General features: G+C 53.2%; 27 protein-coding genes. 11 read left to right on the forward strand and 16 right to left on the reverse strand.

Annotated features, from left to right (window positions below; translation table 11 throughout):
- Positions 1–215 precede the first annotated feature (215 nt).
- A complete protein-coding gene (locus A3L09_RS02060) occupies positions 216–785 on the reverse strand; it encodes a hypothetical protein (RefSeq protein ID WP_088857402.1) in 570 nt (189 codons plus the stop codon).
- A gap of 87 nt (positions 786–872) precedes the next feature.
- Here A3L09_RS02060 and A3L09_RS02065 point away from each other — a divergent pair, with 87 nt between their 5' ends.
- On the forward strand, positions 873–2,330 hold the full coding sequence (locus A3L09_RS02065) for a hypothetical protein (RefSeq protein ID WP_157727184.1): 1,458 nt from the start codon (positions 873–875) through the stop codon (positions 2,328–2,330).
- On the opposite strand, the gene A3L09_RS02070 is transcribed toward A3L09_RS02065, so the two are convergent.
- Genes A3L09_RS02070 through pyrB form a run of 4 tightly spaced genes read right to left on the reverse strand, consistent with a single transcriptional unit; the run spans position 2,317 to position 5,131 of the window.
- Positions 2,317–2,892 carry an AAA family ATPase gene (locus A3L09_RS02070; RefSeq protein ID WP_088857404.1) on the reverse strand — a complete coding sequence of 192 codons (576 nt, stop codon included), beginning with the start codon at positions 2,890–2,892 and terminating at the stop codon, positions 2,317–2,319. The two genes, A3L09_RS02065 and A3L09_RS02070, sit on opposite strands and share 14 nt — an antisense overlap.
- Positions 2,889–3,701: a hypothetical protein gene (locus A3L09_RS02075; RefSeq protein WP_088857405.1), complete on the reverse strand. Its 813-nt coding sequence runs from the start codon at positions 3,699–3,701 to the stop codon at positions 2,889–2,891. Before A3L09_RS02075 ends, A3L09_RS02070 begins: the two co-directional genes overlap by 4 nt.
- A gap of 35 nt (positions 3,702–3,736) precedes the next feature.
- Positions 3,737–4,195, reverse strand: a complete 459-nt coding sequence (gene pyrI / locus A3L09_RS02080; protein ID WP_088857406.1) for an aspartate carbamoyltransferase regulatory subunit — start codon at positions 4,193–4,195, stop codon at positions 3,737–3,739.
- A gap of 3 nt (positions 4,196–4,198) precedes the next feature.
- Positions 4,199–5,131, reverse strand: coding sequence for an aspartate carbamoyltransferase (gene pyrB / locus A3L09_RS02085; RefSeq protein WP_088857407.1), 933 nt, complete (start codon positions 5,129–5,131; stop codon positions 4,199–4,201).
- 121 nt (positions 5,132–5,252) lie between these two features.
- Here pyrB and A3L09_RS02090 point away from each other — a divergent pair, with 121 nt between their 5' ends.
- Genes A3L09_RS02090 through A3L09_RS02100 form a run of 3 tightly spaced genes read left to right on the forward strand, consistent with a single transcriptional unit; the run spans position 5,253 to position 6,844 of the window.
- Entirely contained in the window at positions 5,253–6,161 is a 909-nt protein-coding gene (locus A3L09_RS02090) for a thiamine-phosphate synthase family protein (protein WP_088857408.1), read from the forward strand.
- 10 nt (positions 6,162–6,171) lie between these two features.
- Positions 6,172–6,468: a VanZ family protein gene (locus tag A3L09_RS02095; protein WP_232473559.1), complete on the forward strand. Its 297-nt coding sequence runs from the start codon at positions 6,172–6,174 to the stop codon at positions 6,466–6,468.
- Positions 6,431–6,844, forward strand: coding sequence for a secondary thiamine-phosphate synthase enzyme YjbQ (locus A3L09_RS02100; RefSeq protein ID WP_088857410.1), 414 nt, complete (start codon positions 6,431–6,433; stop codon positions 6,842–6,844). Before A3L09_RS02095 ends, A3L09_RS02100 begins: the two co-directional genes overlap by 38 nt.
- A 199-nt stretch (positions 6,845–7,043) precedes the next feature.
- On the opposite strand, the gene A3L09_RS02105 is transcribed toward A3L09_RS02100, so the two are convergent.
- The 5 genes from A3L09_RS02105 to A3L09_RS02125 form a co-directional block, all read right to left on the reverse strand.
- Positions 7,044–7,313, reverse strand: coding sequence for a PLDc N-terminal domain-containing protein (locus A3L09_RS02105; RefSeq protein ID WP_088857411.1), 270 nt, complete (start codon positions 7,311–7,313; stop codon positions 7,044–7,046).
- Positions 7,314–7,398: 85 nt separating this feature from the next.
- The gene (locus tag A3L09_RS02110) at positions 7,399–8,745 is read right to left on the reverse strand and encodes a cyclic 2,3-diphosphoglycerate synthase (RefSeq protein ID WP_088857412.1); all 1,347 of its coding nucleotides are present in this window, start codon (positions 8,743–8,745) and stop codon (positions 7,399–7,401) included.
- Between the two features lie 192 nt (positions 8,746–8,937).
- The gene (locus A3L09_RS02115) at positions 8,938–9,738 is read right to left on the reverse strand and encodes a DODA-type extradiol aromatic ring-opening family dioxygenase (protein WP_088857413.1); all 801 of its coding nucleotides are present in this window, start codon (positions 9,736–9,738) and stop codon (positions 8,938–8,940) included.
- 5 nt (positions 9,739–9,743) lie between these two features.
- Entirely contained in the window at positions 9,744–10,904 is a 1,161-nt protein-coding gene (gene thrC / locus A3L09_RS02120; RefSeq protein WP_232473560.1) for a threonine synthase, read from the reverse strand.
- Positions 10,846–12,051 (reverse strand): eCIS core domain-containing protein, encoded by a 1,206-nt coding sequence (locus A3L09_RS02125; RefSeq protein WP_232473561.1) that lies wholly within the window; start codon positions 12,049–12,051, stop codon positions 10,846–10,848. Before A3L09_RS02125 ends, thrC begins: the two co-directional genes overlap by 59 nt.
- An 87-nt stretch (positions 12,052–12,138) precedes the next feature.
- Here A3L09_RS02125 and A3L09_RS02130 point away from each other — a divergent pair, with 87 nt between their 5' ends.
- Positions 12,139–12,774 carry an MBL fold metallo-hydrolase gene (locus A3L09_RS02130; RefSeq protein WP_088857414.1) on the forward strand — a complete coding sequence of 212 codons (636 nt, stop codon included), beginning with the start codon at positions 12,139–12,141 and terminating at the stop codon, positions 12,772–12,774.
- 9 nt (positions 12,775–12,783) lie between these two features.
- Positions 12,784–13,446 (forward strand): DNA repair and recombination protein RadB, encoded by a 663-nt coding sequence (radB, locus tag A3L09_RS02135; RefSeq protein WP_088857415.1) that lies wholly within the window; start codon positions 12,784–12,786, stop codon positions 13,444–13,446.
- Between the two features lie 186 nt (positions 13,447–13,632).
- Here the strand turns inward: radB and A3L09_RS02140 are convergent, their stop codons facing one another.
- Together A3L09_RS02140 and A3L09_RS02145 are read right to left on the reverse strand one after the other, a co-directional pair.
- On the reverse strand, positions 13,633–15,048 hold the full coding sequence (locus A3L09_RS02140; RefSeq protein WP_088857416.1) for a DUF402 domain-containing protein: 1,416 nt from the start codon (positions 15,046–15,048) through the stop codon (positions 13,633–13,635).
- A complete protein-coding gene (locus tag A3L09_RS02145; RefSeq protein ID WP_088857417.1) occupies positions 15,014–15,772 on the reverse strand; it encodes a hypothetical protein in 759 nt (252 codons plus the stop codon). The genes A3L09_RS02140 and A3L09_RS02145 overlap by 35 nt, the downstream gene beginning before the upstream one ends.
- Positions 15,773–15,906: 134 nt before the next feature.
- On the opposite strand from A3L09_RS02145, the gene moaA reads away from it, so the two are divergent.
- Together moaA and taw22 are read left to right on the forward strand one after the other, a co-directional pair.
- Positions 15,907–16,833 (forward strand): GTP 3',8-cyclase MoaA, encoded by a 927-nt coding sequence (gene moaA, locus A3L09_RS02150; RefSeq protein WP_088857418.1) that lies wholly within the window; start codon positions 15,907–15,909, stop codon positions 16,831–16,833.
- Positions 16,834–16,869: 36 nt separating this feature from the next.
- A complete protein-coding gene (gene taw22, locus A3L09_RS02155) occupies positions 16,870–17,886 on the forward strand; it encodes a tRNA (guanine(37)-N1)/4-demethylwyosine(37)-methyltransferase Taw22 (RefSeq protein WP_088857419.1) in 1,017 nt (338 codons plus the stop codon).
- Positions 17,887–17,893: 7 nt separating this feature from the next.
- On the opposite strand, the gene A3L09_RS02160 is transcribed toward taw22, so the two are convergent.
- The gene (locus A3L09_RS02160) at positions 17,894–19,393 is read right to left on the reverse strand and encodes a replication factor C large subunit (RefSeq protein ID WP_088857420.1); all 1,500 of its coding nucleotides are present in this window, start codon (positions 19,391–19,393) and stop codon (positions 17,894–17,896) included.
- 5 nt (positions 19,394–19,398) lie between these two features.
- The gene (locus tag A3L09_RS02165) at positions 19,399–20,379 is read right to left on the reverse strand and encodes a replication factor C small subunit (protein ID WP_088857421.1); all 981 of its coding nucleotides are present in this window, start codon (positions 20,377–20,379) and stop codon (positions 19,399–19,401) included.
- Between the two features lie 121 nt (positions 20,380–20,500).
- Between A3L09_RS02165 and A3L09_RS02170 the strand changes: the two genes are divergently transcribed.
- The 3 genes from A3L09_RS02170 to A3L09_RS02185 all read left to right on the forward strand — a co-directional run bounded on the left by A3L09_RS02170 (position 20,501) and on the right by A3L09_RS02185 (position 24,232).
- Positions 20,501–22,096, forward strand: a complete 1,596-nt coding sequence (locus tag A3L09_RS02170) for a hypothetical protein (RefSeq protein ID WP_157727185.1) — start codon at positions 20,501–20,503, stop codon at positions 22,094–22,096.
- A 484-nt stretch (positions 22,097–22,580) separates the two neighbouring features.
- On the forward strand, positions 22,581–23,768 hold the full coding sequence (locus tag A3L09_RS02180) for a glycine C-acetyltransferase (RefSeq protein ID WP_088857423.1): 1,188 nt from the start codon (positions 22,581–22,583) through the stop codon (positions 23,766–23,768).
- 53 nt (positions 23,769–23,821) lie between these two features.
- Entirely contained in the window at positions 23,822–24,232 is a 411-nt protein-coding gene (locus A3L09_RS02185; protein ID WP_088857424.1) for a hypothetical protein, read from the forward strand.
- Between the two features lie 96 nt (positions 24,233–24,328).
- Here A3L09_RS02185 and endA read toward each other — a convergent pair whose 3' ends face one another.
- Positions 24,329–24,835 carry a tRNA-intron lyase gene (gene endA, locus A3L09_RS02190; protein ID WP_088857425.1) on the reverse strand — a complete coding sequence of 169 codons (507 nt, stop codon included), beginning with the start codon at positions 24,833–24,835 and terminating at the stop codon, positions 24,329–24,331.
- Positions 24,835–25,335 carry a ribosomal protein S18-alanine N-acetyltransferase gene (rimI, locus tag A3L09_RS02195; protein ID WP_088857426.1) on the reverse strand — a complete coding sequence of 167 codons (501 nt, stop codon included), beginning with the start codon at positions 25,333–25,335 and terminating at the stop codon, positions 24,835–24,837. The genes endA and rimI overlap by 1 nt, the downstream gene beginning before the upstream one ends.
- Positions 25,336–25,493 lie beyond the last annotated feature (158 nt).

Here is a 25,493-nt window from a genome sequence, read left to right on the forward strand (position 1 = left end):
AACCATCTCATGTTTTTACGTGCCATTGTTTATGCGGCGTGCTATATAATGCCATAAAAAAGGGTATGAGATAAAGTTATATAAGCGTTTTGGACGTTTATCTTCAGTTTATTGCATTTACCGTTTTTTTCTGCTCCTTGACGAACTTTTTGCCTCCCCCAGCCCATTCTTTTTTGGATAATCCTCAACGCTCTCGGTGGAAGAGGATAATTTCTCTATAGTATCTCCTCAAGCCTTTTGAGGCTCCCCTTTATATCCTCCTTGTCAAATTCGGCGTAGACTCCCTCTGGGAACCTGGCCGTGAGTATTTCAAAGAGTATTCCCGGCAGGGGCTTCAGCTCGAAGTTTCCCTCCTTTACGAGCTCTTTTGAGCGCTTTATCCTCTCTTCCTTGCTCAGGTAGAAGAACTCCTGCATGTCTGTGTATGGATACTTATCCGGGTCGCTGGAGCTCGTGTGGAAGACACCGCAGGTGGGCGAGCCTTTAACGCCGACAAAAACTACCTTCTCCGGCTTTTCCTCGGTCAGAGCCCTGCCAATGAAATCCGCTATGATCTTCACCCTCTCCCTCATGCCGAGCCTCTCGTAGACTTCTCTGCTGGCGGGGGCACGCGGCCAGCCGATCAGCTCGTATTCTGGGCAGGGATAGGCTAGGATCTGCCACTCGTCTCCGAGCTTTCCTATGAGTTCCCTCAACTTTTTGGCAGTTTCGTACTCCTTTTCCTTCGGCCCGCGGTAGACGTAGAAGGGACTGAGCAGACAGGGGGCTATGATGAGGAGCTTCATACTTTCACCCCTCGAAAGTTTGTCTCCTTTCTTAAAAGCCCTAGCGTCCCGAAATACTTTTAAACTGCGGACTTTCAGGATTCTCAGGTGGTAGTAATGAAGAAAGCTCTCGGAGTTCTCATGATCGGGATGCTCCTCCTTCCCTTCGTTTCGGGTGCGGTTGTCCTTAAAAGTACCGGCTACGAGCTCCACGTGACCCCCGCTGGAAACTACTACGCCGGCTACGCCACGGCCTTCTGGCGGGGCTTTCATCGGCCTTACTACGGGGTTTTCATGAAGGTTTCGAGGGATGGAAGCCTTGAATGGGCCTACAACTACTCCGCTGGGAGGGGAATTATTCTCTCCACTACCCTCCCTCTCGACGACGGCTTTCTCCTGCTCGGAGAAGTTGCAGGGGCCGAGAATGCCTTCCCCCTGGCCATGAAGGTCGACGAATCCGGGAAACCCCTCTGGGTCAGGTTTTACAACGTAAGCCTACCCGACGTTTACAGCGGGACCTTCATTAACGCGATCCGGAGCGAATCGGGTTTTCTGATTCTCGGGTTGATCTTCAGATGGAGCGGTTCCGAGATTCATACAGCGCCCATGCTCCTCAACATGAGCCCCTCGGGAGACGTCGCCTCCGCTGAAGTTCTGGACGTGAGGGACGTTAAAGAGTTCCTCTCTGAGCACGGAGACGGCTGGCTTTCAATGGGAATGAATCTCAGCGATGGAAAGCTCGCTGTGGTTAAAGTCTCCCCTTCCGGGGCCGTTGAAAGTGCCTGGAGCTACACGCTTCCCAGCTCCCTCGTTGGCCATGATGGAACCAAACTGCCAGGAGCCCTTTACTCATACATTTACCCAACCGGAAGCGGCGGCGTTATCCGGGCGTTGTACTACCTGAACGACCGTCCGAACGAGTGGAGCTTCGAGTGGATGACAACCGTCCGCGTTCAGGATGGAAAAGTCGTCTCCTGTCTCAACTCGACGAATCCCTTGCCCGGGAAGCACTTTTACCCCTCTTCCAGAAGCACGCTGGAGAACCCGGGGATGATTTACGGCACTTTCTTGGACAACTTTACCTTCGAGGAGCTGTCCGGTTCCAATTCTCCAGCCTATTCCCGCTTCAGGGTTGTTATGATCAACGTCTCCCTTGGGATCCTTGAGCCGGATGAAAAAGGTGGTAAAGCCTACATCAAACCTCTGGGGGACAACGTTACCTATGCCATCCTATCCCCCAGGGGCATCGCCGAATACACGGCTGATAACAGAAGCATAGTAACGATCTTTGATAGCGAAAACATCGACCCCGAGAACTTCGGGTTCAAAGAAGTCGGCATGGAGACGAAGCCCTGCAAGGTAGAGCTGAAGGCTGAGCCTTTGAACGTGAGCTTTTCGAGCGTTCCAGTGAGCTACGGGTCTTTGGATGTGCAGTATTCCCCTCTCCATCTTGAGGTCTCTTTGATCAAGGAGGCCAGTGAAACAGCCATGTCCCCTCCCTGGCTGTCCTTTCTTCTGGTTTTGATAGCTTCGCTCTCCCTCGCCCTCTGGGTCAGGAGGGGGTGACCTCTCTTATTATTCCCTCGACTTTTTCTCTGAGTTCTTTTAGAGTCCCCTCGTTCACGATCACGTAGTCGGCAATCCCCTTGAGCTTCGTCGTGTGGTAGAGCTTCTCTTCTTCATCATCCATCCTGAGAAAGTCTTCAAAGCTCTGAATGACCTTGTCCTTTTTGGCTTTCCTCTTCATCAGCCGCTCGTACCTTATCTCTGGGCTTGCTTCCACGTAGATAACCTTCCCGCCGAGCCGCTTGATAGCCTCGACCTCCTCCCGCGAGCGGACGCCGTCGATGACGATGTTCTCGCAGTTCCTCTTCTTGTCGACGGCGAGGCGAATGAGGATGTCGCCACCGTACTTATCCTTCAGGTACTTTCCGAACTCTATCAGCCTGTCCCTCGTTGGCTCACTTCTCTCAGGTAGCTCAGGAATCCATGAGTAGTCGGAGGTATTGTGGGTGAGCAGGTCTATCAGAGGGTCGCTGCAGGAAACCCTGCAGAAGCCCTTTTCCTCGAAGAATTTCGCGACAGTTGTTTTTCCGGCCGCTATCTTACCTACGACGCCTATTATCATTTCCTCCGCCTCCAGGCACGCCATATCAGGTTTGCCCCGTCCGTTGACTCCATAAGGCCCTCGTACGTCAGATCAACAACGAACTCGACGAGGGTGTTTTTATCGATGACCGTTGGCCACTCGAAGCCGAAGAGGTACTTGGTTTCAAAAAACCCTATGTGGAGGAAGCGGAACGGGTTCATGAGAGCTGCATCTCCCTTCCATCTCAGGCCGAAGGGAAAATCTGCAAGAACTAATCCAGCGCCTTTTTCCTCTGCGACCTTCGCAAGCTTCTCCTCATCTGGGGAGAAGAGCTCTCTCGGTTCCCCTTCAATCGGCTCGTACTCGAGTTTTGGGAACGCGTACCTCAGCCCTACAGCCGTGTAGGGAAGCTTGAGCCTCTCGGCAAGGCCGACTAAAGCCCTCGCGTTGAAGCTTAGGAATATCAGGGTTCTAAGATCCCCCCTCACCTCCGGCCATTCCCTTGGAGGAAACCTCATCTCGGCCCCGATTATCGGCAGGAGAAACTCAAGCTTAGTTCCCTTAACGGCTTCTTCGGCCTCCTCCAGCTTTCTCCTCTTTATCTCAAGGTCGAGGTTTGAATAGACAGTCACCTGCTTAATCTTGAGCCTCTCCCTGAGCTTTCCGATGACGAAGCTGTTGCCGATGATAACGCTCTTGTCCGTCCTGTCGTGGGCGATTATGAAGAGCTTGTCGTTCTCCTCGTCGTAGCGGATCTCGTCTATCCTGAACGGACTGTCTGGAAAGCCGTTCTCCCTTCGTATCTCCCTCACGAGGTTCTCTATGAGTTCTGGTGTTATCTCGACCATCGGAGAAAAGTTGGAGGGAAGGTTAAAAGTCTTCCTCAGAGGTTGCCCAGTATCTCTTCTCCCTCTATGGTTCTCTCGCAGTAGTGGCAGCGGAGCTTGAGGGGCTCCCTGCTCTCGACGCGGAACCTCGGAAGGACATACTCGTGGTTGCTCACGCAGTTGGGGTTCGGACAGTGGAGTATTCCAACGACCTCGTCCGGTATCTCAACGTTGAACTTCTCCACTATCTTGTAGTCCTTCACTATGTTTACCGTCGCCATCGGCGCTATGAGGGCTATCTTGTTGACCTCCTCCTCGCTCAGATAGCGCCCCTCGACCTTGACAATGTCCTTCCTCCCGAGCTTCTTGCTTGGAACGTTCGAGGCTATTAGGAGAGTCCCGCCGTTCGGCTTTGTTAGATGGAGTATCTCGACGACTTTAAGCCACTTTCCTGCCGGGATGTGGTCTATAACCGTTCCCTCGGGGATTACCTCTATCTTGAGGTTCTCAGGCACTTTTCACACCTCCAGAACTCCGAGCGTCAGTCCAAGAAGGGCCATCCTCACTGGTACGCCGGAGAATACCTGCCTGAAGTAGAGAGCGTGCTTCGTCTTGTCCACTTCTGGATGGATTTCATCGACCCTCGGGAGCGGGTGCATCACTTTGAGCGTTTCCTTCGCTTTTCTCAGAACTTCGAGGTTCACTCGGTAGCTCCCCTTCACCTTCATGTACTCCTCCTCGTCAGGGAAGCGCTCCCTCTGTATTCTAGTCACGTAGAGGACGTCAAGTTCCGGAATTGCCCCCTCAAGGTCAGTCATCTCGTGAACCTTAACTCCCTTCTCGCGCAGTTCCTCGATTATGTGCTTCGGCATCCTGAGGAGTTCCGGCGAAATCAGGTAGAGCTCGACGTCGTAGAAGGTCAAAGCCTCCGCAAGACTGTGAACAGTTCTTCCGTACTTGAGGTCTCCCAGGAGTCCTATAGTAAGGCCGTCGATCTTCCCGAAGGCCATTTTGATCGTGTAGAGATCTAAGAGCGTCTGCGTTGGGTGCTGATTGCTCCCATCGCCGGCGTTGATTACCGGGATTTCGGCGACCTCTGCCGCTAACCTCGCCGCCCCCTCCATCGGGTGTCTTATCACTATGACGTCGCTGTACTGCTCAACGGTCTTTATCGTGTCGGCTAAGCTTTCCCCCTTCTTGACGCTCGTGCTCGCGGCCGAGGAGAACCCTATAACCGAGCCCCCGAGGCGGTGCATAGCTGACTCGAAGCTCAGCCTCGTCCTCGTTGACGGCTCAAAGAAGAGCGTCGCGAGGATCTTCCCGCGGGCATAATCGAGGGCGCCCTTCTCGTTGAGCTCGTTCTCAAGCCTTTCCGCTGTTTTCAAAACAAACTCTATGTCTTCCTTCGAGAAGTCCCGTATGCTTATCACGTCGCGACCTTTCCAATCCATAGAAGCCCTTCGGGTGTAAAAATCGATGGGTTTTTAAACATTTTTTGCCATGATAATGTCAATGAAATAACCGTCAGGTCTTTAAGAAACAACCCGATTATTAGAGGGGCTGGTGGTAGCCATGAGAACTCCCGCCGTGTACTTAGCGGAGGAGATTATGCCATATCTCAGGGGAAAGTTAGCCGAAATTTTGTATAGAGGGGGCTTTAAGCAGGCGGAGATAGCGGACTACTTGGGTGTCACTCAAGCGATGGTCAGCAAATACTTGGCCGGGAAATACAAGAAGCCTCCCACTGAACTTGCTGGAAGGATCGATGGGATAGCTGAGGAAGTGGGGAAGTTCATAATATACGGCGGGAGCAAGGAGGATGCTGTAGTCCTGGTCTCCAGGCGCTTGGTGGAGCTTTTCCAGAGCGGTTTTCTGTGCAAATTCTATTCCGAGTACGCTGGAATAAGCGAGGAGGCGTGCCGCACTATATACTCTGTCCAGAGGCACAGGGGGGAGGTTCTTGAGAAGCTGGCGGTTGCACTTAGAACTCTCCTGGAGCTTCGGGGGTTCGGTGAGCTTATCCCCGAAGTTAGAACCAACTTTGCCTACGCCCTTCCATCCCCCATGGGGCCTGAGGACGTTGCGGCGGTTCCTGGGAGGATAACCATCGCCAAGGGCAAACCCTACGCCCTGCCTCCTGAGTTTGGGGCCAGCAGGTTTACCTCTGGGATACTGGTGGAGGTGGGGAAGCTGAGGCCCGAGATAAGGAGCGTCATCAACTTGAGGTACGGGGAGGATGTGGAGAACGCCCTAAAGAGGGCAGGATTTGAATACGTGCGGGTCAGAACAGGCGGAATGAGTGAGGAAGAGGCTGTAAAGGTTATTGCCTCCGTTTTTGGCTCTGGGCTATATGATGCTGTCGTGGATGAAGGCGGTCATGGGGTAGAGCCATTGGTGTACATCTTTGGGAGAGATCCCTTTGAGGTAGTTGACAAGCTAAGAAAGCTGGTGAGAGCCCTTGAAAACGAAAAGGCGAAATGATGTTCTTTTAGTGATATACCTGCTCTTCCTGTTTCTGGCTAATCTCTCCCCGCGCGTTCCTCAGTCCCCTCTGGATAACGGCGACAAGATTGCTCATTTCTCGATGTTTCTCCTGCTTGGGCTGATCGGCTACGCTCGCTGGCCCTATCTTCTTCCGCTTCCTTTCCTTGAGTTTCTCCAGCGGTTCATCCCCGGCAGGACCTTCTCGCTCCTCGACCTCTCCGCAAACCTAATAGGCTTTGTTGTTGGAGTCCTCCTCGGGTGGTGGTATGAAAGTTCACACCGAGGAACTCCGCTTCTCGACTGAAGGGGAGATAGACTTGGTTGACATAACCGCGGAGGTTGAGCGGGTCGTTGAGGAGAGCGGAATAGAGAACGGCCAGGTTCTCGTCTTCGTACCAGGTGCCACTGGGGCAATAATAACGATAGAACACGAGAGCGGCCTTCTGGAGGACTTCAAGAGGGCTTTGAAGGAGCTGATACCGAGGGGAAAGGGCTACCTCCACGACAGGATAGACGACAACGCCCACAGCCACCTCAGGGCCACTCTACTGGGCGCGAGTGAGTGCTTCCCCGTGGTGGATGGAAGGCTCGTTAGAGGAACGTGGCAGCAGATATTCTTCGTTGAGCTCGACGTGAGGCCGAGGCACAGGCGTGTTATCGTGCAGGTTGTTGGGGAGTGAGAACTGGCGATTCTCACCAGTTTATAAACTTTGAGAACTTTGAGTTCTCACCTTTTATAAATGAACACTGGCATAACGGTATTTGCCTGCTTTGGTTCATAGAATAAGGGGGTAATAACCCGCCCAAGTTCATCGGCTCCGCCTTCGGCGGCACTCCCCGGGCGGAGGGAGTAGGTGTTCATCCCTAAAAAGCTTCCGCTCAGAACACTATGGGTTCATCCGGATTCTCGATGTTATCCACCTGCTTCTCTTCGTACTTGTGGCTGGCCTTGACAACGATGTAGTACACTACAGCGCCGATTATGCCGAGGAAGAGGGCAACGATTATCCAGATGACCTTCTCAACGTCTGGCATGGCTTTCTGCTTTGTGAGAACGTCGTATATCACCCAGATCATCGAGCCGAGGCTGATTATCCACAGTATCACTCCAATTCCCCACAGCGCAAAGAACATTCCCATTCCCATCATCGCGTTCACCGAGTATGCGGGGGTTATTCTCCATAAAAAGGTTACCATTAAGAAAGAGTATAGAAAAGAAAACTGGGATTTGAAATCACTTCTTGAGCTTCTCGCACTTCTCAACGAAGTCCTTGAGGATGTCCTTGAGCTTCGGCTCGCCGATCTCCTCGAGCTCGTAGCGGACCCTTACGGCCGGCTTGTTGAGCTTCATAACGCGCCTGAGGTCGATTGGGGTACCCATGATGACGACGTCGGCGTCAGCGCGGTTGATGGTCTCCTCGAGCTCCTTGATCTGCTTGGCGCCGTATCCCATTGCCGGGAGGATGACGTCGAGGTGGCTGTACTTCTTGTAGGTGTCGACTATTGAGCCGACGGCGTAGGGCCTTGGATCGACGATCTCAGCGGCACCGTACTTCTTGGCCGCGATGTAGCCGGCTCCGTACTTCATGCCGCCGTGGGTGAGTGTCGGGCCGTCCTCAACAACGAGAACGCGCTTGCCCTTGATGAGTTCTGGCTTGTCAACGTAGAGCGGTGAGGCGCCGTCGATGACGATGGCGTTCGGGTTAACCTTCTCGATGCTCTCCCTGACCTTCTGGATGTCGTCCCTGTTGGCGGTGTCGATCTTGTTGATGATGATGACGTCAGCGGCCCTGAAGTTGGTCTCACCGGGGTGGTATTTCAACTCATGCCCGGGCCTGTGCGGATCCGTGACGACTATCCAGAGGTCCGGCTCGTAGAACGGGAAGTCGTTGTTTCCTCCGTCCCAGAGGATTATGTCTGCCTCCTTCTCGGCCTCTCTGAGGATCTTCTCGTAGTCAACGCCGGCGTAGACTACCATTCCCCTGTCGATGTAGGGCTCGTACTCTTCCCTCTCCTCGATGGTGCACTCGTACCTGTCGAGGTCCTCGTAGCTGGCAAAGCGCTGGACGATCTGCTTCCTGAGGTCGCCGTAGGGCATCGGGTGTCTAATAGCGACGACCTTGTAGCCCATCTCCTGGAGGAGCTGAGCGACCTTCCTGCTGGTCTGGCTCTTGCCGCAGCCGGTCCTCACGGCGGTGACCGCTATAACCGGCTTGCTTGACTTGAGCATGGTGCTCTTCGGTCCAAGGAGCCAGAAGTCGGCTCCGGCGCTGTGGGCCCTTGAAGCGAGGTGCATGACGTGCTCGTGGGAAACGTCGGAGTAGGCGAAGACAACTATGTCGATGTCGTGCTCCTTGATGATCTTCTCAAGGTCGTCCTCGCTCCATATCGGGATTCCGTTCGGGTAGAGCTCTCCAGCGAGCTCGGGCGGGTAGATCCTTCCCTCGATGTCCGGAATCTGGGTCGCGGTGAAGGCAACTACCTCGTATTCGGGATTGTCCCTGAAGAACGTGTTGAAGTTGTGGAAGTCCCTTCCGGCGGCCCCAAGAATAACAACCCTCTTCCTCCTCTTCTCGGCCATCCTAGTTCACCTCGGACTCTTTGTGCGTTCGTGTATATGTTTTGGCGTTTATAACGGTTTTTGTTGAATGGCGCAACCTTTTGGCGCGGTTTATTCGGAAATGGTTGAACAGAATTGAAAAACATTCAAAAAGGGCTGAACAACTCCAGTGCCGCTGTACTATTGTCTGTGGGTTTTCCTCTAGTTGGGACGTTACCTTTCGATGTCTTGCCTTACCCACAGCGCTCCGGCCATGCCGAAGTAGGTTGGGCAGGCGTAGGCGCTCGCCTTGAGTTCGAAGTTCCCCTTTCTCATAGCTCCAAGCATTATGAGCATCTGCCAGTAGCTGTCGGGGAGAGCCCTTTCTATCAGCCCATCTGGAATTGACGGGAGCTCCTCAAGGCGGTTTTCATTTATCAGTTTCATTATCAGCTCATCGTACTCCTCGCTCTCCTTTCTGTAGCCGTAGGGGCCGTTCTCGTCGTGTGCGTGCCCGTGGTCCGCGCTTACTATGAGCGCAATTTTCTTTTCACTCCCCTCAAGGACCTCGCCGAGGACTTCCCCAGCTTTGATGAGGGTCTCCCTACCCAGTCCTCTCGCTGGAGTGAGCAGAACGAGGGACTTCTTCTCAAGGAACTGGAGAGGTATGAGCTCTCCCCATGTGAGGGGCCACCTCGAATACTGCCCGCTCCTGCTGGCGAAGTGCAGGTCTACTACTGGAATTCCAGCCCTCTTCCAGGTGTTATATACTTCTTCAGCGAGCTCCCGGTCGGTCTCCCACTCCCCCGGCAGTTCAACTCCCTCAAAGCCGAGCCAGGAGATTAGGTGCTGGGCCATGATGACTCCGAGGTGGTCGCTCATTCTGACGTTGTGAGGGCTTATGAGAACGTAGGCGTCAACACTGCTGAACTCCCTTCCGATCTCCGTCAAAACATCTCTGAGCTTCTTGGTTTCCTCGTCGGGCGGGTCTAAGACGGGGTTTCCGTGCGGCATTAACCCTATTCCGACCAGCATCTCCATCACCCCAAACATTCTTCAAGGCTTTCAAGCGGACACTCCCTTATTTTTCCACCTTCAACGTGGGAGAGCGTCTTTAGACCAGAACCGGTGAGGATTGAAACAACTTTTGCCCCTTCATCGATTTCTCCGCTCTCGACGAGCCTTCTGAGGGCGGCAATCCCCGTTGCACTTGCCGGCTGGACGAAGAGGCCTTCTCCCGCTAGCTCTCTCTGCGCTTTGAGGATCTCTTCGTCGCTCACGGTGATGCACTTCCAGCCGAACTCGCGGAGAAGTTTAAGGACGGCGTTTCCACTCGGGGGATACGGATTGGCTATTGCCTTCGCTACCGTCTTCGGATTTTCAAAGCGCTTTATTCTCTCCTTCCCTTCGCTGAATGCCCTGCATATCGGTGAGCATCCTTCTGCCTGAACCGCTGTCAGAGTTGGAAGTTCATCGATAAGCCCGCTCTCCTTCAGCTCGATGAATCCCTTGGCAATCCCTCTGAAGAGGCCGCCGGAGCTCGTTGGGATTAGGATGTAGTCCGGTGTTATCTCCTCCGCTATCTCGAAGGCGATGCTTTTATAACCCTCGACCCGGAAGGGGTTGTCGGAGTTGATGAAATATATCCCAAGCTTCTCTCCCAGCTTCAGACTCTCGAAGTATAACTTCCCGTAGTCGCCTCTGACCCTTATCACGTCAGCTCCGTAAACGCTCACCGCCTTGAGCTTCTCATCGCTCGCGCTCTCTGAAACGAGGATTTTGGTCTCAAGTCCGGCTCTGGTAGCGTAAGCCGCTACACTGGCCGCCATATTGCCGGTCGAGACTGTTCCGACGGCTTTGTAGCCAGCTTTGAGAGCGTAGCTTACCGCCAGAAACGTCCCCCTGTCCTTGAAGCTCCAGGTTGGGTTTACGGTCTCGTTCTTTAAGTAAAGCCTCACGCCGAGCTCCTTTCCAAGTTTGGACTTCACGAGCGGCGTGTCCCCCTCGCCGAGTGAAAGCTCAAGTTCTGGTTCCACTGGCCAGAAATCCCAGAAGCGCTCCCAGACGGTCTTTCCTATGTAAGGTTCCCCCTTGAGGGTCTCGAACTCAACGGGCTCCCCGCAGGAACAGCGCTGAACTGGGTCATGGTATTTTGATCCACACATCGGGCAGGTTAACTTCGTCTTGAGTTTCGGTTTCATTCTGCTTCACCTCCTTCACATCCCTGGCAACCTTCAGAGTGACCTCGTTTCCCGTTAGGGATATCAAGAAGAAGTCTGCGTAGTGGTTTTCTTCTGTTATCTTATCCAGGAAGTCCTTGAAGTCTGCGGCGTGCATGTGGTCGCTGAAGACGACCTTCCAGACGAGGACTCTCCTTATTTTGCCGCTCTCGTTCATGTCGCCCATCATTAACCAGTCGCCCTCCCATGATCTCGCCTCTTCGAGGGCCCGTTTTCTATCGGCGTCGTGGCCCCAGTAGATCAGAAAGACGTAGTAGGCCCCCATTCTGTTGGAGTACTTAACCTTGGCGTTCTCGGGGAGCAGCTTCTCCACTTCGCTCCGGATGTCAATGGGTGTCCAGTTCTGGAGGTAGAGTTCGGGGAACATTACGACCTTCGTCGTGTTTGGAAGGCTGCTGTACATGCTGTTCACCAGCTCCCAGCCGCCTTTTTTGTAGAGGTACGCAACGAACCTGTCCCCGAAGACATAGGGAAAGATCCCGAGGGCCGTAACCGGATCCCTCGTGTAGAGGTCGGTTATCTTGTGTATCGGGATTCCGGTTTCGTTGCAGTAGAGGTCGGCTACCAAGTCGGCATCCCCCTCTATCGCCGCCTGGATAGCCTTCGTTGTGTCGAGGGTTGGCCCGCCGTAGGGGGCGTTGAACCACTGCCTCTGGAGAACATGAACGCTCTCGTGGGCTATGACGCGCCTCGCCGTGTCTGGATCTGCGAGGAAGTTCTCCTTTATGATGTATATCTCATCTCCTATCGTCGCCGCTATCCAGCCGAGGCTCTGCTCCACCTTCTCGTGAACGTAGGGATAGTTTGGGCCGAGGAGAAGGCTCATTTTGTAGACGTCCTCCTCCAGCCTCATCCTCTCTATGTCGGGCTTTCCTGGCTTGAAGTGCTCCCTCGCTTCGGCCCTTGTCATCACGATGATCTTCGGCGGCTCTTTGAACTCCAGCCCTCTTATACCCTCCACTTTCTCGAGGATGGAGCTTACCTGGGAGAGGACGTCTTCGTTTGGTTGGGTTATCTGAACTGCCTCTATGAGGTTCAGGGCGATCAGTACAATGAGGATGGACGAAATGAGGATCTTTTGATGGTTCTTTAACCCGGTCATGGTCATCGTTAGTTCTAGGGTTCCAGACCTTAAACGCTTTTCTTGGGAAACGTTTAAGTTCTCAACCCCCAATCCAATCTCTGGTGAGACGTGATGAAGATCATATGGTACGGTCACGCGTGCTTCTGGATAGAGACCAAGGGGGTCAAGATACTGATCGACCCGTACCCGGACGTTGAGGACGACCTGATAGGGGATGTTGACTACATCCTAATAACCCACGAGCACACGGACCACTACGGCAAGGTGGAACTACTGTCCCGGCTTAGGGATGCGGAGGTCATAGGGCCAAAACCCGTCTACCTGACTGCAGTGAGCGACGGGATCACGAAGGTTCGTGTTATAGAAGCGGATGAGACGATTGAACTCGGGAACGGCGTTAAAGTTACCGCCTTTTTCATGGAGCATCCCTCCAGTCAGTATCCCCTCGGGTACCTGATCGAGGGTGATAAGACCGTCTTCCATACTGGAGACACCTACTCTTTCCCAGCCCTCCAGAGCCTCCGCGGAAAGGTTGACGTCCTCCTAGTTCCGATAAGCGGTCGCTCGACTGCCAACGAGCGTGAGGCGGCCCAGATAATAGAGGACATCAAACCGAGAGTTGTTATACCCATGCACTACGGTGTTTACGGAGAGGGGAGCCCTGAGAAGCTCATGGAAGAGCTCAGGAAGAACAGGATCTTTGCTTTCGTTAAGGTTCTCCAGCCGGGGGAGGAGCTTACCCTCTGAGGGTTCGCCATGCTTGCCACGGGGGTTAAATCGCTCGATGAACTCCTGGGCGGGGGCTTTGGAGAGGGCGTTCTGACCCAGGTCTACGGTCCTTACGCCTCGGGCAAAACAACCCTCGCCCTCCAGGCCGGCCTTCTCAGCGGGAGAAAGGTGGCCTACGTTGATACCGAGGGGGGCTTCTCCCCTGAGAGGCTGGCCCAGATTGCCGAGAACAGGGGTTTTGACCCGGAGGCTGTTCTCCAGAGGTTCGTCCTCTTTACTCCCGGCGATATACGGGAGCAGAGGAGGATAATAGGCTCGCTTAAGAGGGTCGTCACCGGGGAGTTCGGTCTAGTGGTCGTTGATTCCATAACGGCACACTACCGTGCTGAGGAGGACTGGAGGGCTTTAACCTCCGAGCTGAGCAAGCAGCTCCAGGTCCTCCTTTGGATAGCGAGGAAAAACGGCATCCCCGTTCTCGTCATCAACCAGGTCCACTTCGACAGCCACGCGGAGAGGACGAGGCCAGTGGCGGAGCACACTCTCGGCTACCGATGCAAGGACATCCTCAGACTCGACAGACTCCCCGTTCCAGGAAAACGCGTGGCTGTTCTCGAGAGGCACCGCTTCAGGCCCGAGGGATTGATGGCCTACTTCAGGATCACGGACAAGGGGGTAGAGGACGTTGAGTGAGAACCTCGTCGAGGCCAATGGAGTCCCTGTTCCCTGCCGTAGGACATATTACTCGCTGGGTACATTACTGATCTGGTATTATCCGCTGGTTGTGGGGTAGAGTCAGCATGAACCTGTAAAAAGGGTAGCCACGTACGATAAGAGGCTGAAAAAAGAGGCGGAAAAGAGGGGAATTCAAACCCTCCCCTAAACCCTGTCAAAGACCTCCTGCGTTATCTTCAAAACTGCGCGGTAGAGCTTCTCCCCGATGATCCCGTCCTCGTAGTGCTCTTTGAGCTTGTCTTTGTCTATGATCTCCTTCTTTCCGTCGGGCCACTTCACGATGTCTATCTCAAGGTCTATGTACCTGGCCCTGTCAGGGTAGATCTCGATGGGTGTGTTGATGTTGTAGTACTCGCCCTTGAGGTTGCCGTTCCTGTCGTAGTACCTGTGCACGAACCACCATTTGCCTGCTTCTATCTCCGTTATGGCGTAGTCCCCAACCTCTATGGGCAGGTCCAGGCCGTCGTAGAACTTTCCTGGCTTGAGGTTCCGCTTTATGGTGACCTTGAGCGGGTTGAGTGAAACCTCCAGAACCTCCCCCGGTCCGAGCTTGTACCTCTGGCCATCTGGCTTGTTGTGCTCGAGGAAGAACAGCCATCCTCTCTTGGGGCCTTTCGAGTCAATGAGCGCCTCCCAGAACCCCTGGTTTATCCTGAGCCTCTGGGACGGGATCTTGCTCAGTATTCCCTCCGCTATCTCAACGGCAAAGCTGAACTCGATGTCGTAGGCCTTCAACTGGTGGTGGCCCTCCACAGTAGGAACGGCCCTGTTCCTTATCTCGTCTAGCTTCTTCTTTGCCCCTCCTCCGAACTCGACCTCGTATATGTTCCTCCCCTCGACTATCTGCTCCGGTGCCGAGTAGCGGTCGGCCTTTTTGAGCCTGTCGGCTATCTTCGACAGCCTTATTATCTCATCCTTGAGGGTGTTCCAGTCCTTGTAGGCCGCCGCTGTTCTCCAGAGAATTCCCCATTCACCCATGTCTATGCTCAGTCCGAGGATCCGCAGTCTCTCCCTCTCGGAGTTCTCCCGTATCTTGCGGGAGATCTTGACGTGCCTCTGGGAGCCGAGGGGTTTGGGAATTAGAACGGCGTAATCGCCCGGAATGGTCAGGGTCGTGCTGAGGTGGGGCAGGAGGTTGTGCTTCTTGACCTGAACGAGAACCTCGTCCCCTTCACCAAGGTGCCTCCCTTCGTCTATCGGGATAGTTCCTATGGCGCTCCCTATATCGACGTAGACGTACCTCTCATCTTTCTTAACCACAAGCCCTTTGTAGATGCCGTAGAGCTGGTAAGGGAGCCTTCTGAAGAGGACGTCTATGAACTCCTCCTCAAAAACGGCCTTAACCTTCTCTACCTGGTTGCCAACCAGGATTACACCGTGGTGATCCCGCTTGTCGTAGATATCGACGTCGAACTCGTCGTAGGTCTTTTCAATCCCAAGCCGTTCCGCTATCCTCTGGCTCGGCTGGCTTATCCTGAACCCCCTGTCGAGGAGCAGTTTGGTGAGGGCCGTGCTGTATATTCCCCTAACCCGAACTGAAACTCCTGTGTCTGTAGACACTTTCACCCCCCCGTTCCTTCCTTTCCACTACTCCAATGAGAGTGAGTCCTTCAAGTATCTCGTCGGCGCTTTTGACGCCGCTCATCTTCTCCACGTTTCTAGCTTCAACCCAGAGCAGTCCCATCCTGTGCCAGCTGATTAGAGCTTCTTCAACCTTGTGAACGTCCCCAGGATGCAGGTAAAGCCTTCTCATGAAGGCAAGAGTTTTGGTGAGCGTTTCCTCAATCTCGTCGATCCTTTTGAGCCTTTCGATTATACTTGCCGGTGCCTTTTTCTGGTTTTCGCTCTCGACGCCCATCCTCTCGATGAACTCGAGGCTTTCAATTTCCCTGCCTATAACCTGGAGGGCCTGTCTGACGGTGTAGTCGTGTATCCTATGGAAGTGGACGAGCCTCTCAAGGGCCGCCTTCAGCCTGGTCCTCTCTGAATAGCCTTCGGGTTTGGAGAGGATCGTCATTATCTCCTCCAGTCTGAACTTCATCTGGTGTTCGCTTCTCTGGAGCTCCTTGGCGGTGGATTCAACCTCTCCCCCGATGGGCGTTATCTCACGGTATAGTTCCCCTGCCAGATCCATTTTCTCGCTCGTAATGGCGTACAGCCTCTTGACGGCATCATAGAGCCCCTCATAACTTTTCTCCTCATAGAGAAGGGGAAATCTGGATTCAAACTCTCGGTGGAGGCTTTCTATCTTCTCCACAATTTCTCGAACCCTATCGGCCCTCATGCTGTTCCCTCCGTCTAAGCCTGTAATCCCTACTCCCTCACCCTACTTTACCTTTTTCCTGCCTTTTGTTAAATTAATTCGTTTACCCAAAACGTTTTTTTAAGCTCTAGAGTTATCTCTCTCAGGTGCGTGGAATGGTTTTGATAGACCGCTTCGGAAGGCCAGTGACGAACCTCAGGATATCCCTTACGCAGGAATGCAACTACAGCTGTTTCTTCTGCCACAGGGAGGGCCAGCGCTTCCTGGCGAAGAATGAACTCACTCCAGAGGAGATAGAGAGAATAGTTAGAATCGCCTCAAGGCTCGGGATAAGGAAGGTCAAGCTTACCGGCGGAGAGCCAACCGTCCGTGAAGATATCATAGAGATCGTGAGGAGGATAAAGCCCTACGTTATCGACCTCAGCATGACGACCAACGGGAGCAGGCTGAAGGAGCTGGCTGAGCCATTAGCCAAAGCGGGCCTCGACAGGGTGAACGTCTCACTCCACAGCCTCAAACCGGAGGTTTACAAGCGCATAACCGGCGTTGATGGGCTTGAGATCGTCCTTGATGGCATTGAGGAAGCTGTGAAGTACCTTTCACCCGTGAAGCTCAACATGACGGTCATGAAGGGCCTGAACGACGGCGAAATCTGGGACATGGTGGACTTCGCGGCGAAGACGGGTGCGATACTCCAGCTGATAGAGCTTGAAGCCCCGAGGGAGATGACGGAAACGGCCTTCTTCAGGAAGTACTTCTACCCGCTAAAGCCCGTTGAAGAGAGGCTGGAAAAGCTCGCGATTGAGACTCGCGAGAGAAGGATGCACCGGCGGAAGAAGTACTTCATTCCAACGGACTACGGCATGGCAGAGGTGGAGGTAGTCAGGGCAATGCATAACACGGTCTTCTGCGCCAACTGTACCCGTTTAAGGGTTACCTCCGATGGCAAGTTCAAGACCTGCCTCCTGAGGAACGATGACCTCATCGACTTCGTTTCGGCTATGAGAGAAGGGGCAAGCGATGAAGAAATCGTGGAAATTTTTAAGAGGGCCGTTCTCATGAGGGAGCCCTACTGGAAGTGAGTTTTTAAACCCCTCTCAGTACTTTCCCTGAGGACTATGCCAGCTCTGAGAGTTCCCAAAACTGAAGCCGAACCCGTCAAAAGGAAGCTCAAGAAGCTCGGCCTCTACGACGGGAAGAGGAGGCCCAGGAGAGAGGGCGATTTCGTTCTGCTCCCTGTTCTGGATGATCCCGGTGCTTATGGGTTGGGCTACGAGGTTTTACCGATTGAACTTCCACTGAGACCTGAGAGGCAGATATACAAGAACCTCGAGAGCGTTCTGACTGAGAGGCTGACGCCGGAAGAGCTTCAACACCTTAGGCGCTACGACGTGGTGGGGGATATAGCGGTGATCCAAATCCCGCCGGAACTGGAGCACAGGGTTGACGACATCGTCTGGGGACTGAGGAAGGTTCACCCCTTCATCAGGGTCGTTGCCAAGAAGGGCTTCCATGAGGGGGCCTTTAGGATAAGAGACTACTCAATAATCTGGGGCGAGAAGAGGCTCACTACAATCCATAAAGAGAACGGCGTTGAGATAAAGATCGATTTGGGCAAAGCATTCTTTAACCCTAGGATGAAGGGCGAGCGATACAGATTGGCCCAGCTCGTAAAAGACGGAGAGCGGATTCTGATTCCATTCGCTGGTGTTCTCCCGTATGCCCTCGTGATAGCCCGCTATAAGAACGTCAAAATCACTGCCATCGAACTTAACAAAGAGGCCTACAAGCTCGGGCTGGAGAACATCCAGCTGAACAGGAAGAGACTGAAGGGAGAGATAGAGTTCATACACGGGGATGTCTTCGAGATCCTCCCAGAGCTACCAACATTTGACAGGGTAATAAGCCCCACTCCAAGGGGAGTTGAGGCCCTAGCCTTAACCCTCAGCAAAGCTAAGCGATGGCTCCACTACTATGACTTCGTACACGAGGAGAAGATATGGGAGTTCAGGAATAGAATCCTGGAGGAGTGCGCGAGGCAGGGAAAGGAGTGCAGGGTGAAGGTAAAGAAAGTAAGCGACTTCAAGCCGCATGTGTTCAAGGTCTGCGCGGACGTTGAATTAAAAGAAGAGTAGGGCGCTTTTACTTCTTCCCCAGAAAGTCGAACAGCGTCGCCTGCTTGCCCTTTTTCTTTGACTTGTCTATTTTTCCCTCTTTTCCAACGGATTCAATCTCTTCCTCGGCCTTTTCGAGCTCTTCTTCCGTTATCTCTTCGGATTCTTCTTCGGTTTCCTCAGCTTCTGTGGTCTCTTCTTTCTCTGTGACAGCTTCTTCGACTTCTTCTATCTTCCTCCCGGCTTCCCTCGCCCTAGCCTCAAGCTCGCCTTCCTTCTTGAGCTTCTTCTCGATGTTCATGCTCTTGGCCCATATTGTCTTCGCTTTCTCAGCATCGCCGGCTATGAACTCTACCTCCTTGAGGTCAAGGTCGAGGTAGACGACGAAGTGGGCCGCCATGTCAGGGTTGTACTCGAAGATGGCCTTGAGGTAGTTGAGGGTCTCCAGCGCCTCGAGCTTTGCCATGTGCATCTCTTTCATTATCTTCTTGACAACCGAGTCCCTCAGCGACCGTTCTGTCTTGCTCTCGGTGAGGAGCTTTATCGTCTTCGGCGGATAAATCCTCACGAAGCCCTTCTTCTTGACACCGGCAACGGCAACTCCTGCCGTCATCATGTCGGTTGCGTACTTCCACAGAGAATAGGCTCCGGTCCTCTGCGCCCTCCCGAGATAGATGTCGGCCCTGCTGATGGCCTCGTAGGCCCTAGCGATGTCCTCGGGTCTGTAGTAGACGTAGGGCACGTTCTCGTCTATCCACTGGAGGAGTTCATGGGGGAACATGTCAACGCCGAGGACTGCGAGTTTGGCCTTCTTCGCGTTGTCCGTTGCGAAAATTTGAGCTAAAGCCTGAAAGACGCTCTTCTCGGTGTCGCGGTAGGCGAGGATTTCGTGGGCGTCTTCAACTCCGCCGGTAACAACCGTTTGGAGGTCGTTGACGGCCGCCCTCAAATCGCCGTTGGCGTGCTTGGCTATGTCGTAGAGGACTTCTTTCGGGACGGTCTTCTTTTCCATGTGGAGGATTCTCACCAGAGCCTTGATTATGTCCCTCTGCGTTAACCGCTTGTACTCGACGATCTGGGCCTTGTTGCGTATCTCCCTCGGAACCTCCCAGTAGTGGTTGGCTGCCATTATTATGGGGTTCCTCGCTCTATCGATGAGTTTGGCTATCTCCTTCCCCCCGCTCGGCTCTATGTTGTCCGCCTCGTCGAGGAAGATGAGCTTCCTGTGCTTTCCAAGGATGTCCATTGTGTAAGCAGCCTGAACGTAGCGCTCTATCTTCTCGTAGGTTCTCTCGTCGCTCGCGTTCAGCTCGATGACCTCGAAGCCGTATTCGTGAGCTAAGGCGTAGACGGTGGTTGTCTTCCCGCTGCCAGGGGGACCAGCTAGTATAAGCGCTTTCTTCTTCGGAGGCTTACCTGAGAGCCATGCCTCAATCCAAGCCCTAACCTGTTCGATGGCCTTGGTCTGATTGACTATCTCGCTCAGCTTCCTCGGCCTGTACTTCTCGACCCAGGGAACTTCTCCCATATCCATCACTTGCCCATTATGGTGAACTGCGCGAGGAGCGCCTCGAGCTGTATCATCTCGTTGGCTCCCTCAACGAGGCGGAAGTTGTACTCGCCTATCTTGTCAGCTAACGCCACCTTCTTGTCCTCAGGAATCGGGAGGTTGAAGACCTCCTTGTGCATCTGAATGAGAACGTCTTCTCCGCTCAAGCCCTGCTTGAGGAGGATCTCCCTCAGCTTCTCCCTCGCCTTAAGGAAGTTGCCCTCAAGGGCGAGCTCCATCATGCCGCGCACATCCTCTGGTCTGGCCCTGCTCGCAACGAGGAAGACGTTCTCGTCGGTTATCCTCGTGTCGAGGGCGGCAGCAGCCTGGAGGACGTTGATTGCCCTCCTCATGTCGCCCTCGGCAACGTAGAGGAGTGCCTGGAGTCCCTCTTCGGTGAGTTCGAGACCTTCGTTTTCTGCTATGTATTTGATGCGCTCCGCTATGGCGTCGTCGTTGAGCGGCCTGAAGCGGAAGATGGCACACCTTGACTGAATCGGCTCGATTATCTTGGAGGAGTAGTTGCAACTCAGGATAAAGCGGACGTTGTTCGAGAACATCTCCATAGTCCTTCTGAGGGCCTGCTGGGCGTCCTGCGTGAGGGCATCGGCTTCATCCAGAAAGATTATCTTGAAGCTCGCCCCTGCCACCGGCTTCGTCCTCGCGAACTCCTTCACCTTCTCGCGGATGACGTTTATACCCCTCTCATCGCTGGCATTAAGCTCCAGAAAGTTGTGCCTCCAGCCCTCTCCGAAGAGCTCTCTGGCTAAGGCAAGGGCGGCAGTCGTTTTTCCAACTCCCGGCGGACCGGCAAAGAGAAGGTGGGGCATTGAACCGGTTTTAGCATAGTGCTTGAGCCTCTTAACTATGTGAGCCTGTCCAACTATATCGTCGAGCTTCTCGGGCCTGTACTTCTCTACCCAGGGCTTCTCAAGAATTTTAACCTCTTTGACTTCCTCTGGCATGGCTATCCCCTTTGATGTCTTGGTCTGTTTTCTTCTTAACCTTTTACATTGCTTTCTCTCTGGGAACTTCTATTATTTGATACAACAAAAAGTTTTTAAATTATTTTTTTTTCATATGGTGGTGATGCAAATGATGTCTCTAAAAAAGATTGGAGCCGCTCTGTTGGTGTTGTTTTTATTTAGTGTTTCAGTTAATCATTTCTTTACAAGAGTTGCAGCCGACAATTTCAATGAGGTCACTGTGACATACAGCAAATCCCCTCTCTCGGGCCTTATTGTGAACAAGGCAGAGAGATTTGCCGTGCATTTCGGAAAGGGCTATGGTACTTTCACCGCGGTTGGAATGCTGCCGAATGGCACTCCTGTCTTCCTTGGGTTTTATGGGGGGACCGGGATGTTCAGAATGAACTTTAAGGCCCTTCTCAAATATTCGAAGATATGGAATGATTACATGGTTAGAATGGGTATTGACCCAGAATCCGTTAACCCGGGGATACTCTTCCTTGGAACTGTTAAGAAAGACGACCATCTGTATTCGACTGCATTTTCGGTTCCCATCCGTGTGGACAAGATTTTGAAAGGATACAGCACTAAGGTCGAAGCAACTCCTTCGATGGTGAAGCTTTCAGATTCGTATCTAAAGCCACTAAAAAAGCAAGTAAGCAATGAAACTGTAAGTGTTAATTCCATTTGGGACGACTATCCGCCATCTTTGCAGGATTCTACTATTACTTACTTATTAAACCTAGTTCCTGCTCGCTTAGATGAAAACTGCTACACGAGTGGAGTGTGCTTGTACTGGGCCCCTGACTACAGGATCCTCTCCTACGGTCTCAACGCCAGCATCCCAGTGGTCATCACCCATATATGGGGCCAAGTTGACGACCGGGATGCTGGCTATGTTAGTATGTTCATGGCCACTAAAAGCTCCTCGGGCGTCTCCATCTCGTTCTCGGCTCTTGGGGTCCAGAACGATGGAGGCTCTGTGACTCCTATATCTGGTGGCCCAATGTTTACTCTAAAGGACCAGGGAGAGTGGATAGATCACGTCATTCAATTTCATGGAAGAGATCTTCCCAATGGGGAGGACAGCTATGTAATATCTGGGATCGTTGGACACTATGTTGTCATGCGCTTTAGGCTGTACGGTGAGGGAACAGATGACACTGGGCAAAAGGTGATTTTGCCATATGATGATAGGGCTTTCTTCACGATAGTTGTCCCAGTCTTTGAGAAAACTCCTGAAGGAACGAGGATAAGGACTTGGGATGGAATCTTCAGCGGAAGTGACGGGTCAAAACTTGTGGGGGAAGTAAAGGACATCACCCACACCTTTGAGGAATACAGAGATTATAATTTTGTGGGGCAATTCCATGTGGATATGTGGCAACTCAAAAGCGAATCCCATTATACCCCTCTGCTCTCATTGGGAGTTTCAGTAGACGACCTTGGGGCAATACCCGTGGCGGGATTTTCCATAGGTATGTCTTCAAAGGATGCATCCCTCCTTAAAATGGACGTTGGATACAATCCCTGGAACAGCAATCAGAAGTTCGAGGTAACCACGTACAAGCTAAATGACATGTTTGTGTATAACAAAGAAAGTTACATCATTCCAGTAATGTACGTTGATATCTATGAGTTGCCAAAGTACGTTTCGCTACCATCACCGCCTCATCCAGTGTATCCACCGGTATACCCACTGGACACATCTTAGACTTGTAGCTCTTATTTTTTCTTAACCTTCTCCCCTACTATGGGCCCGCTGGACCACGCCTCGATACCGACCCTGGCCTACCTTGCGCTGAGTCATTCTCCCGACCCGATTAGTGCGCTTACGTTGCTGGTTTTCTCCCCGTTTATGCTCCTTGGCTGGATTGCTGGGGAATACTCTCTTCTCTTTGCCCTTGCATGGACCAGTCATCTATTTTTGGACTTCTTTATAGGGGCTATTCGCCGGTTTATCCGCTGAGCAGGCGCTGCTGGGGATTGTCTGTGAGGATGTGGGGGGTCTGACCGGAGTGCACTTTGGGGTTGAAGTCACCAAGCGCTACCCTGAGCCGCGTAGGGAGTAACGGCTGGAGGTTGGAGGGGGATTTGTGCCGTTTCTAATTGCTCTGGTTCTCCCCATAGTCCGATGCACCAACCTGTGAAGTGAAAAACTTTTATACCTTGATGCCCAAAGGAATGCGGTGGTTCTCATGGCGAAACTCGACTGGATTAAGGAAGAGCTCCAGGAGCTTAAGGATAAGGGGCTCTACGTGACCATTAGAAAGCTCGAAAGCGCCCAGGGCCCGTGGGTTGTCGTTGATGGAAAGAGAGTCCTCAACATGTGCTCTAACAACTACCTCGGTTTGGCGGCCCATCCTGAGATAAGGTACGCTGCCATTAGGGCCATTCTCGACTACGGCGTTGGTGCCGGAGCGGTTAGAACCATAGCAGGAACCATGGAGCTCCACGTGGAGCTTGAGGAAAAGCTGGCCAAGTTCAAGAAGAGGGAAGCGGCAATACTCTTCCAGAGCGGCTACAACGCCAACCTCGGAGCTTTAAGTGCTCTCCTCACCAAGAAGGATGATGGAGTTTTCATCAGCGAGGAGCTCAACCACGCGAGCATCATCGATGGAATGCGCCTCAGCGGAGCGCCGAAGGTTATCTACAAGCACCTCGACATGGAGGACCTGAAGAAGCGCCTCGAGGAGAATAAGGACAAGAAGAAGAAAATCATCGTCAGCGACGGTGTCTTCTCGATGGATGGTGACCTCGCGCCGGTTCCGGAGATGGCGGAGCTTGCCGAGCAGTACGACGCGATGCTCTACATCGATGACGCCCATGGTGAAGGAGTTTTGGGCGACAGCGGAAGGGGTATCGTCGACCACTTCAAGCTCCACGACAGGGTCGACTTCGAGATGGGTACGCTCAGCAAGGCCTTCGGTGTCATAGGTGGCTACGTGGCCGGTCCAGAGGAGGCCATCGAGTACCTCCGCCAGCGCGGAAGGCCGTTCCTCTTCTCAAGTGCCCCGAACCCGCCCGATGTTGCAGCCGCCATAGCCGCTGTAGAGATCCTCCAGAGGAGCGACGAGCTGGTTAAGAAGCTCTGGGACAACACCCACTTCCTCCAGAACGGACTCAGGGAGCTCGGCTACGATCTCGGCAACACCAAGCACCCGATAACTCCGGTCATGCTCTACGACGAGAAGCTCGCCCAGGAGTTCTCTAGGAGGCTCTACGACGAGTACAACATCTTCGCACAGGCTATCGTCTACCCGACCGTCCCGCTTGGAACTGCAAGAATAAGGCTCGAGCCTTCCGCTGGCCACAGTAAGGAGGACCTACAGTACGTCCTCGATGCCTTCGAGGACCTTGGAAAGAAAACCGGGTTCCTGAAGTGATCTCTTTCATTTCTCCTTTTGAGGAGAATCTACGAGAGCTGGGGGATTATCCGGTGGACTGGATTGAACTCCTGCCGCACGAAGAGGGGATTGGGAAAATAGGGAAAGAGGCCGTCTCCTGCTTTGTTCTCCTATTCTGGTTTTACATGACCGCAATGTGGGCAATTTCGAGCGGAATGGCCGTGGATCCAAGGGAATTTTACAGTATGGAGGCACTATCCAAGGCAATTCCTACTGGTCTCCTGGCGGTGATCGTTGCCGTTTCGATGAGAAAGCTCAGCGGCCACAGGCCTTCCCCCTACCGCTACGGGTGGGCCCTGACCGTGATAGGTATGCTCCTTTTCCCCTTTGTTTCTCTTTCAAGGAGCTATCTTGTGGTGACTCTGTTCTTCCTCCTGTGGTACTATCTTGTCGTCTGGACTTTCTCCCGGGAAGCGGCCCCCCAGAAAACGAAATCCTTGTAGTTTTTCTTCTTTTTCTAAACTGCCTCCTGAGAACATCTACGATGAACTAGCGGGATGATTTAGGTGTTAAAAATGTGCTCAGCAAAAATAAGCCCCTCAGAACTTCACCCACTCAACCTTATAGTAGGTCACATCGGCGTCTTCGTCAACTATCGCCATGACCATGTTCTTCCTAACGCCGTGGGCGACCCTCACGCGGGCCGTTATGTCGTTCGGACTTAACCGGGAGTTCTCCGGAACGACCCAGATGAGCCACTCGGAGTGCTCCTCCATTCCCCTCCGGTACACCCTGAAATGGGAGCCGAACTTCAGGCCGGACTTCACGGTGTATCCCCTATCGCGCAGGTCTTTGTAGACGAGGTACTTGGCGTCAAAAAGCTCGTCCTTTGATCTTCCGAGGTTCATCAGCTCCTCGAGCGACAGCTTCCTCTTGCCGTCTCTGACTTCTATCTTGCCGCGCTCGACCAGATAAGCCGCCTCGAGGAGCGACAGGAAGAGCTTCCCCTCGACGACCTTCCCAAAGTACCTCTTGTTGTAGAGGCCGTTTATCGCGTTCTGATCCGTTGAAAAGACCCTGTCTCCGCTGAGATAGAAGATCATCATCAGTTACCCCTCCATTCGTCCGCTGGAAGGATCATGTAGTATGCGTCCTCACCGTCGGAGTAGTAGCCTATGACCCTCTTCACTTTTCTGAAGCCGAAGCGCTCGTAAAGCTTTATTGCCTTTTCGTTGCTCACCCTGACCTCAAGGCCGATGTACCTTGCCCCGCGGTTTATGAGCCTTTCGATGACCTCCCGCAGAAGGGCGGAGCCTATGCCGTTTCCCCTGTACTCGGGGTCAACGGCGATGCTCATTATATGGCCTTCCAGATCCGGGCGGAGGTAGCCCATGACGTAGCCGATTATCCTGCCGTTGTACTCAGCCACAAGAAACGTGTCCGGATTGTTTTCGAGGAAGGTCAGGAATATGCCCCGTGGGTACTGCTCGCGGAAAGAGGCCCTCTCAATTCGCATAACTTCCGGGATGTCAAAGAGCCTCGCGGGTCTTATGCCAACCATTGCCAGGGGGATTCTTCCGGTTAGCCCTCTGGTGGAGACGCTCATGTATTCACATACGATCGAAGGGCTTTTAAGACTTAAGGGGCCTTAACTGATGATCACCGTGGGTGATGACCACTCTCGAAGCTGACCGCGGGATGATGACCGGATTCCTGGCTGATAATCTTGACCAAAATCTTTAAACGGCTGGACAAATAGTCCAA

The organism is Thermococcus profundus (genome assembly GCF_002214585.1).
GTDB lineage: Archaea > Methanobacteriota_B > Thermococci > Thermococcales > Thermococcaceae > Thermococcus > Thermococcus profundus.

What these genes read in the sequence shown, in the direction of transcription:
- endA (WP_088857425.1), bottom strand. Translation starts at nt 24,835, where the DNA reads ATGATGATCTTCTATCTCAGCGGAGACAGGGTCTTTTCAACGGATCAG.
- A3L09_RS02060 (WP_088857402.1), bottom strand. Translation starts at nt 785, where the DNA reads ATGAAGCTCCTCATCATAGCCCCCTGTCTGCTCAGTCCCTTCTACGTC.
- A3L09_RS02115 (WP_088857413.1), bottom strand. Translation starts at nt 9,738, where the DNA reads ATGCTGGTCGGAATAGGGTTAATGCCGCACGGAAACCCCGTCTTAGAC.
- moaA (WP_088857418.1), top strand. Translation starts at nt 15,907, where the DNA reads ATGGTTTTGATAGACCGCTTCGGAAGGCCAGTGACGAACCTCAGGATA.
- pyrB (WP_088857407.1), bottom strand. Translation starts at nt 5,131, where the DNA reads ATGGATTGGAAAGGTCGCGACGTGATAAGCATACGGGACTTCTCGAAG.
- thrC (WP_232473560.1), bottom strand. Translation starts at nt 10,904, where the DNA reads ATGAAACCGAAACTCAAGACGAAGTTAACCTGCCCGATGTGTGGATCA.
- A3L09_RS02100 (WP_088857410.1), top strand. Translation starts at nt 6,431, where the DNA reads ATGAAAGTTCACACCGAGGAACTCCGCTTCTCGACTGAAGGGGAGATA.
- A3L09_RS02130 (WP_088857414.1), top strand. Translation starts at nt 12,139, where the DNA reads ATGAAGATCATATGGTACGGTCACGCGTGCTTCTGGATAGAGACCAAG.
- radB (WP_088857415.1), top strand. Translation starts at nt 12,784, where the DNA reads ATGCTTGCCACGGGGGTTAAATCGCTCGATGAACTCCTGGGCGGGGGC.
- taw22 (WP_088857419.1), top strand. Translation starts at nt 16,870, where the DNA reads ATGCCAGCTCTGAGAGTTCCCAAAACTGAAGCCGAACCCGTCAAAAGG.
- A3L09_RS02075 (WP_088857405.1), bottom strand. Translation starts at nt 3,701, where the DNA reads ATGGTCGAGATAACACCAGAACTCATAGAGAACCTCGTGAGGGAGATA.
- A3L09_RS02160 (WP_088857420.1), bottom strand. Translation starts at nt 19,393, where the DNA reads ATGGGAGAAGTTCCCTGGGTCGAGAAGTACAGGCCGAGGAAGCTGAGC.
- A3L09_RS02165 (WP_088857421.1), bottom strand. Translation starts at nt 20,379, where the DNA reads ATGCCAGAGGAAGTCAAAGAGGTTAAAATTCTTGAGAAGCCCTGGGTA.
- A3L09_RS02070 (WP_088857404.1), bottom strand. Translation starts at nt 2,892, where the DNA reads ATGATAATAGGCGTCGTAGGTAAGATAGCGGCCGGAAAAACAACTGTC.
- A3L09_RS02145 (WP_088857417.1), bottom strand. Translation starts at nt 15,772, where the DNA reads ATGAGGGCCGATAGGGTTCGAGAAATTGTGGAGAAGATAGAAAGCCTC.
- A3L09_RS02125 (WP_232473561.1), bottom strand. Translation starts at nt 12,051, where the DNA reads ATGACCATGACCGGGTTAAAGAACCATCAAAAGATCCTCATTTCGTCC.
- A3L09_RS02110 (WP_088857412.1), bottom strand. Translation starts at nt 8,745, where the DNA reads ATGGCCGAGAAGAGGAGGAAGAGGGTTGTTATTCTTGGGGCCGCCGGA.
- A3L09_RS02180 (WP_088857423.1), top strand. Translation starts at nt 22,581, where the DNA reads ATGGCGAAACTCGACTGGATTAAGGAAGAGCTCCAGGAGCTTAAGGAT.
- A3L09_RS02090 (WP_088857408.1), top strand. Translation starts at nt 5,253, where the DNA reads ATGAGAACTCCCGCCGTGTACTTAGCGGAGGAGATTATGCCATATCTC.
- A3L09_RS02105 (WP_088857411.1), bottom strand. Translation starts at nt 7,313, where the DNA reads ATGATGGGAATGGGAATGTTCTTTGCGCTGTGGGGAATTGGAGTGATA.
- rimI (WP_088857426.1), bottom strand. Translation starts at nt 25,335, where the DNA reads ATGAGCGTCTCCACCAGAGGGCTAACCGGAAGAATCCCCCTGGCAATG.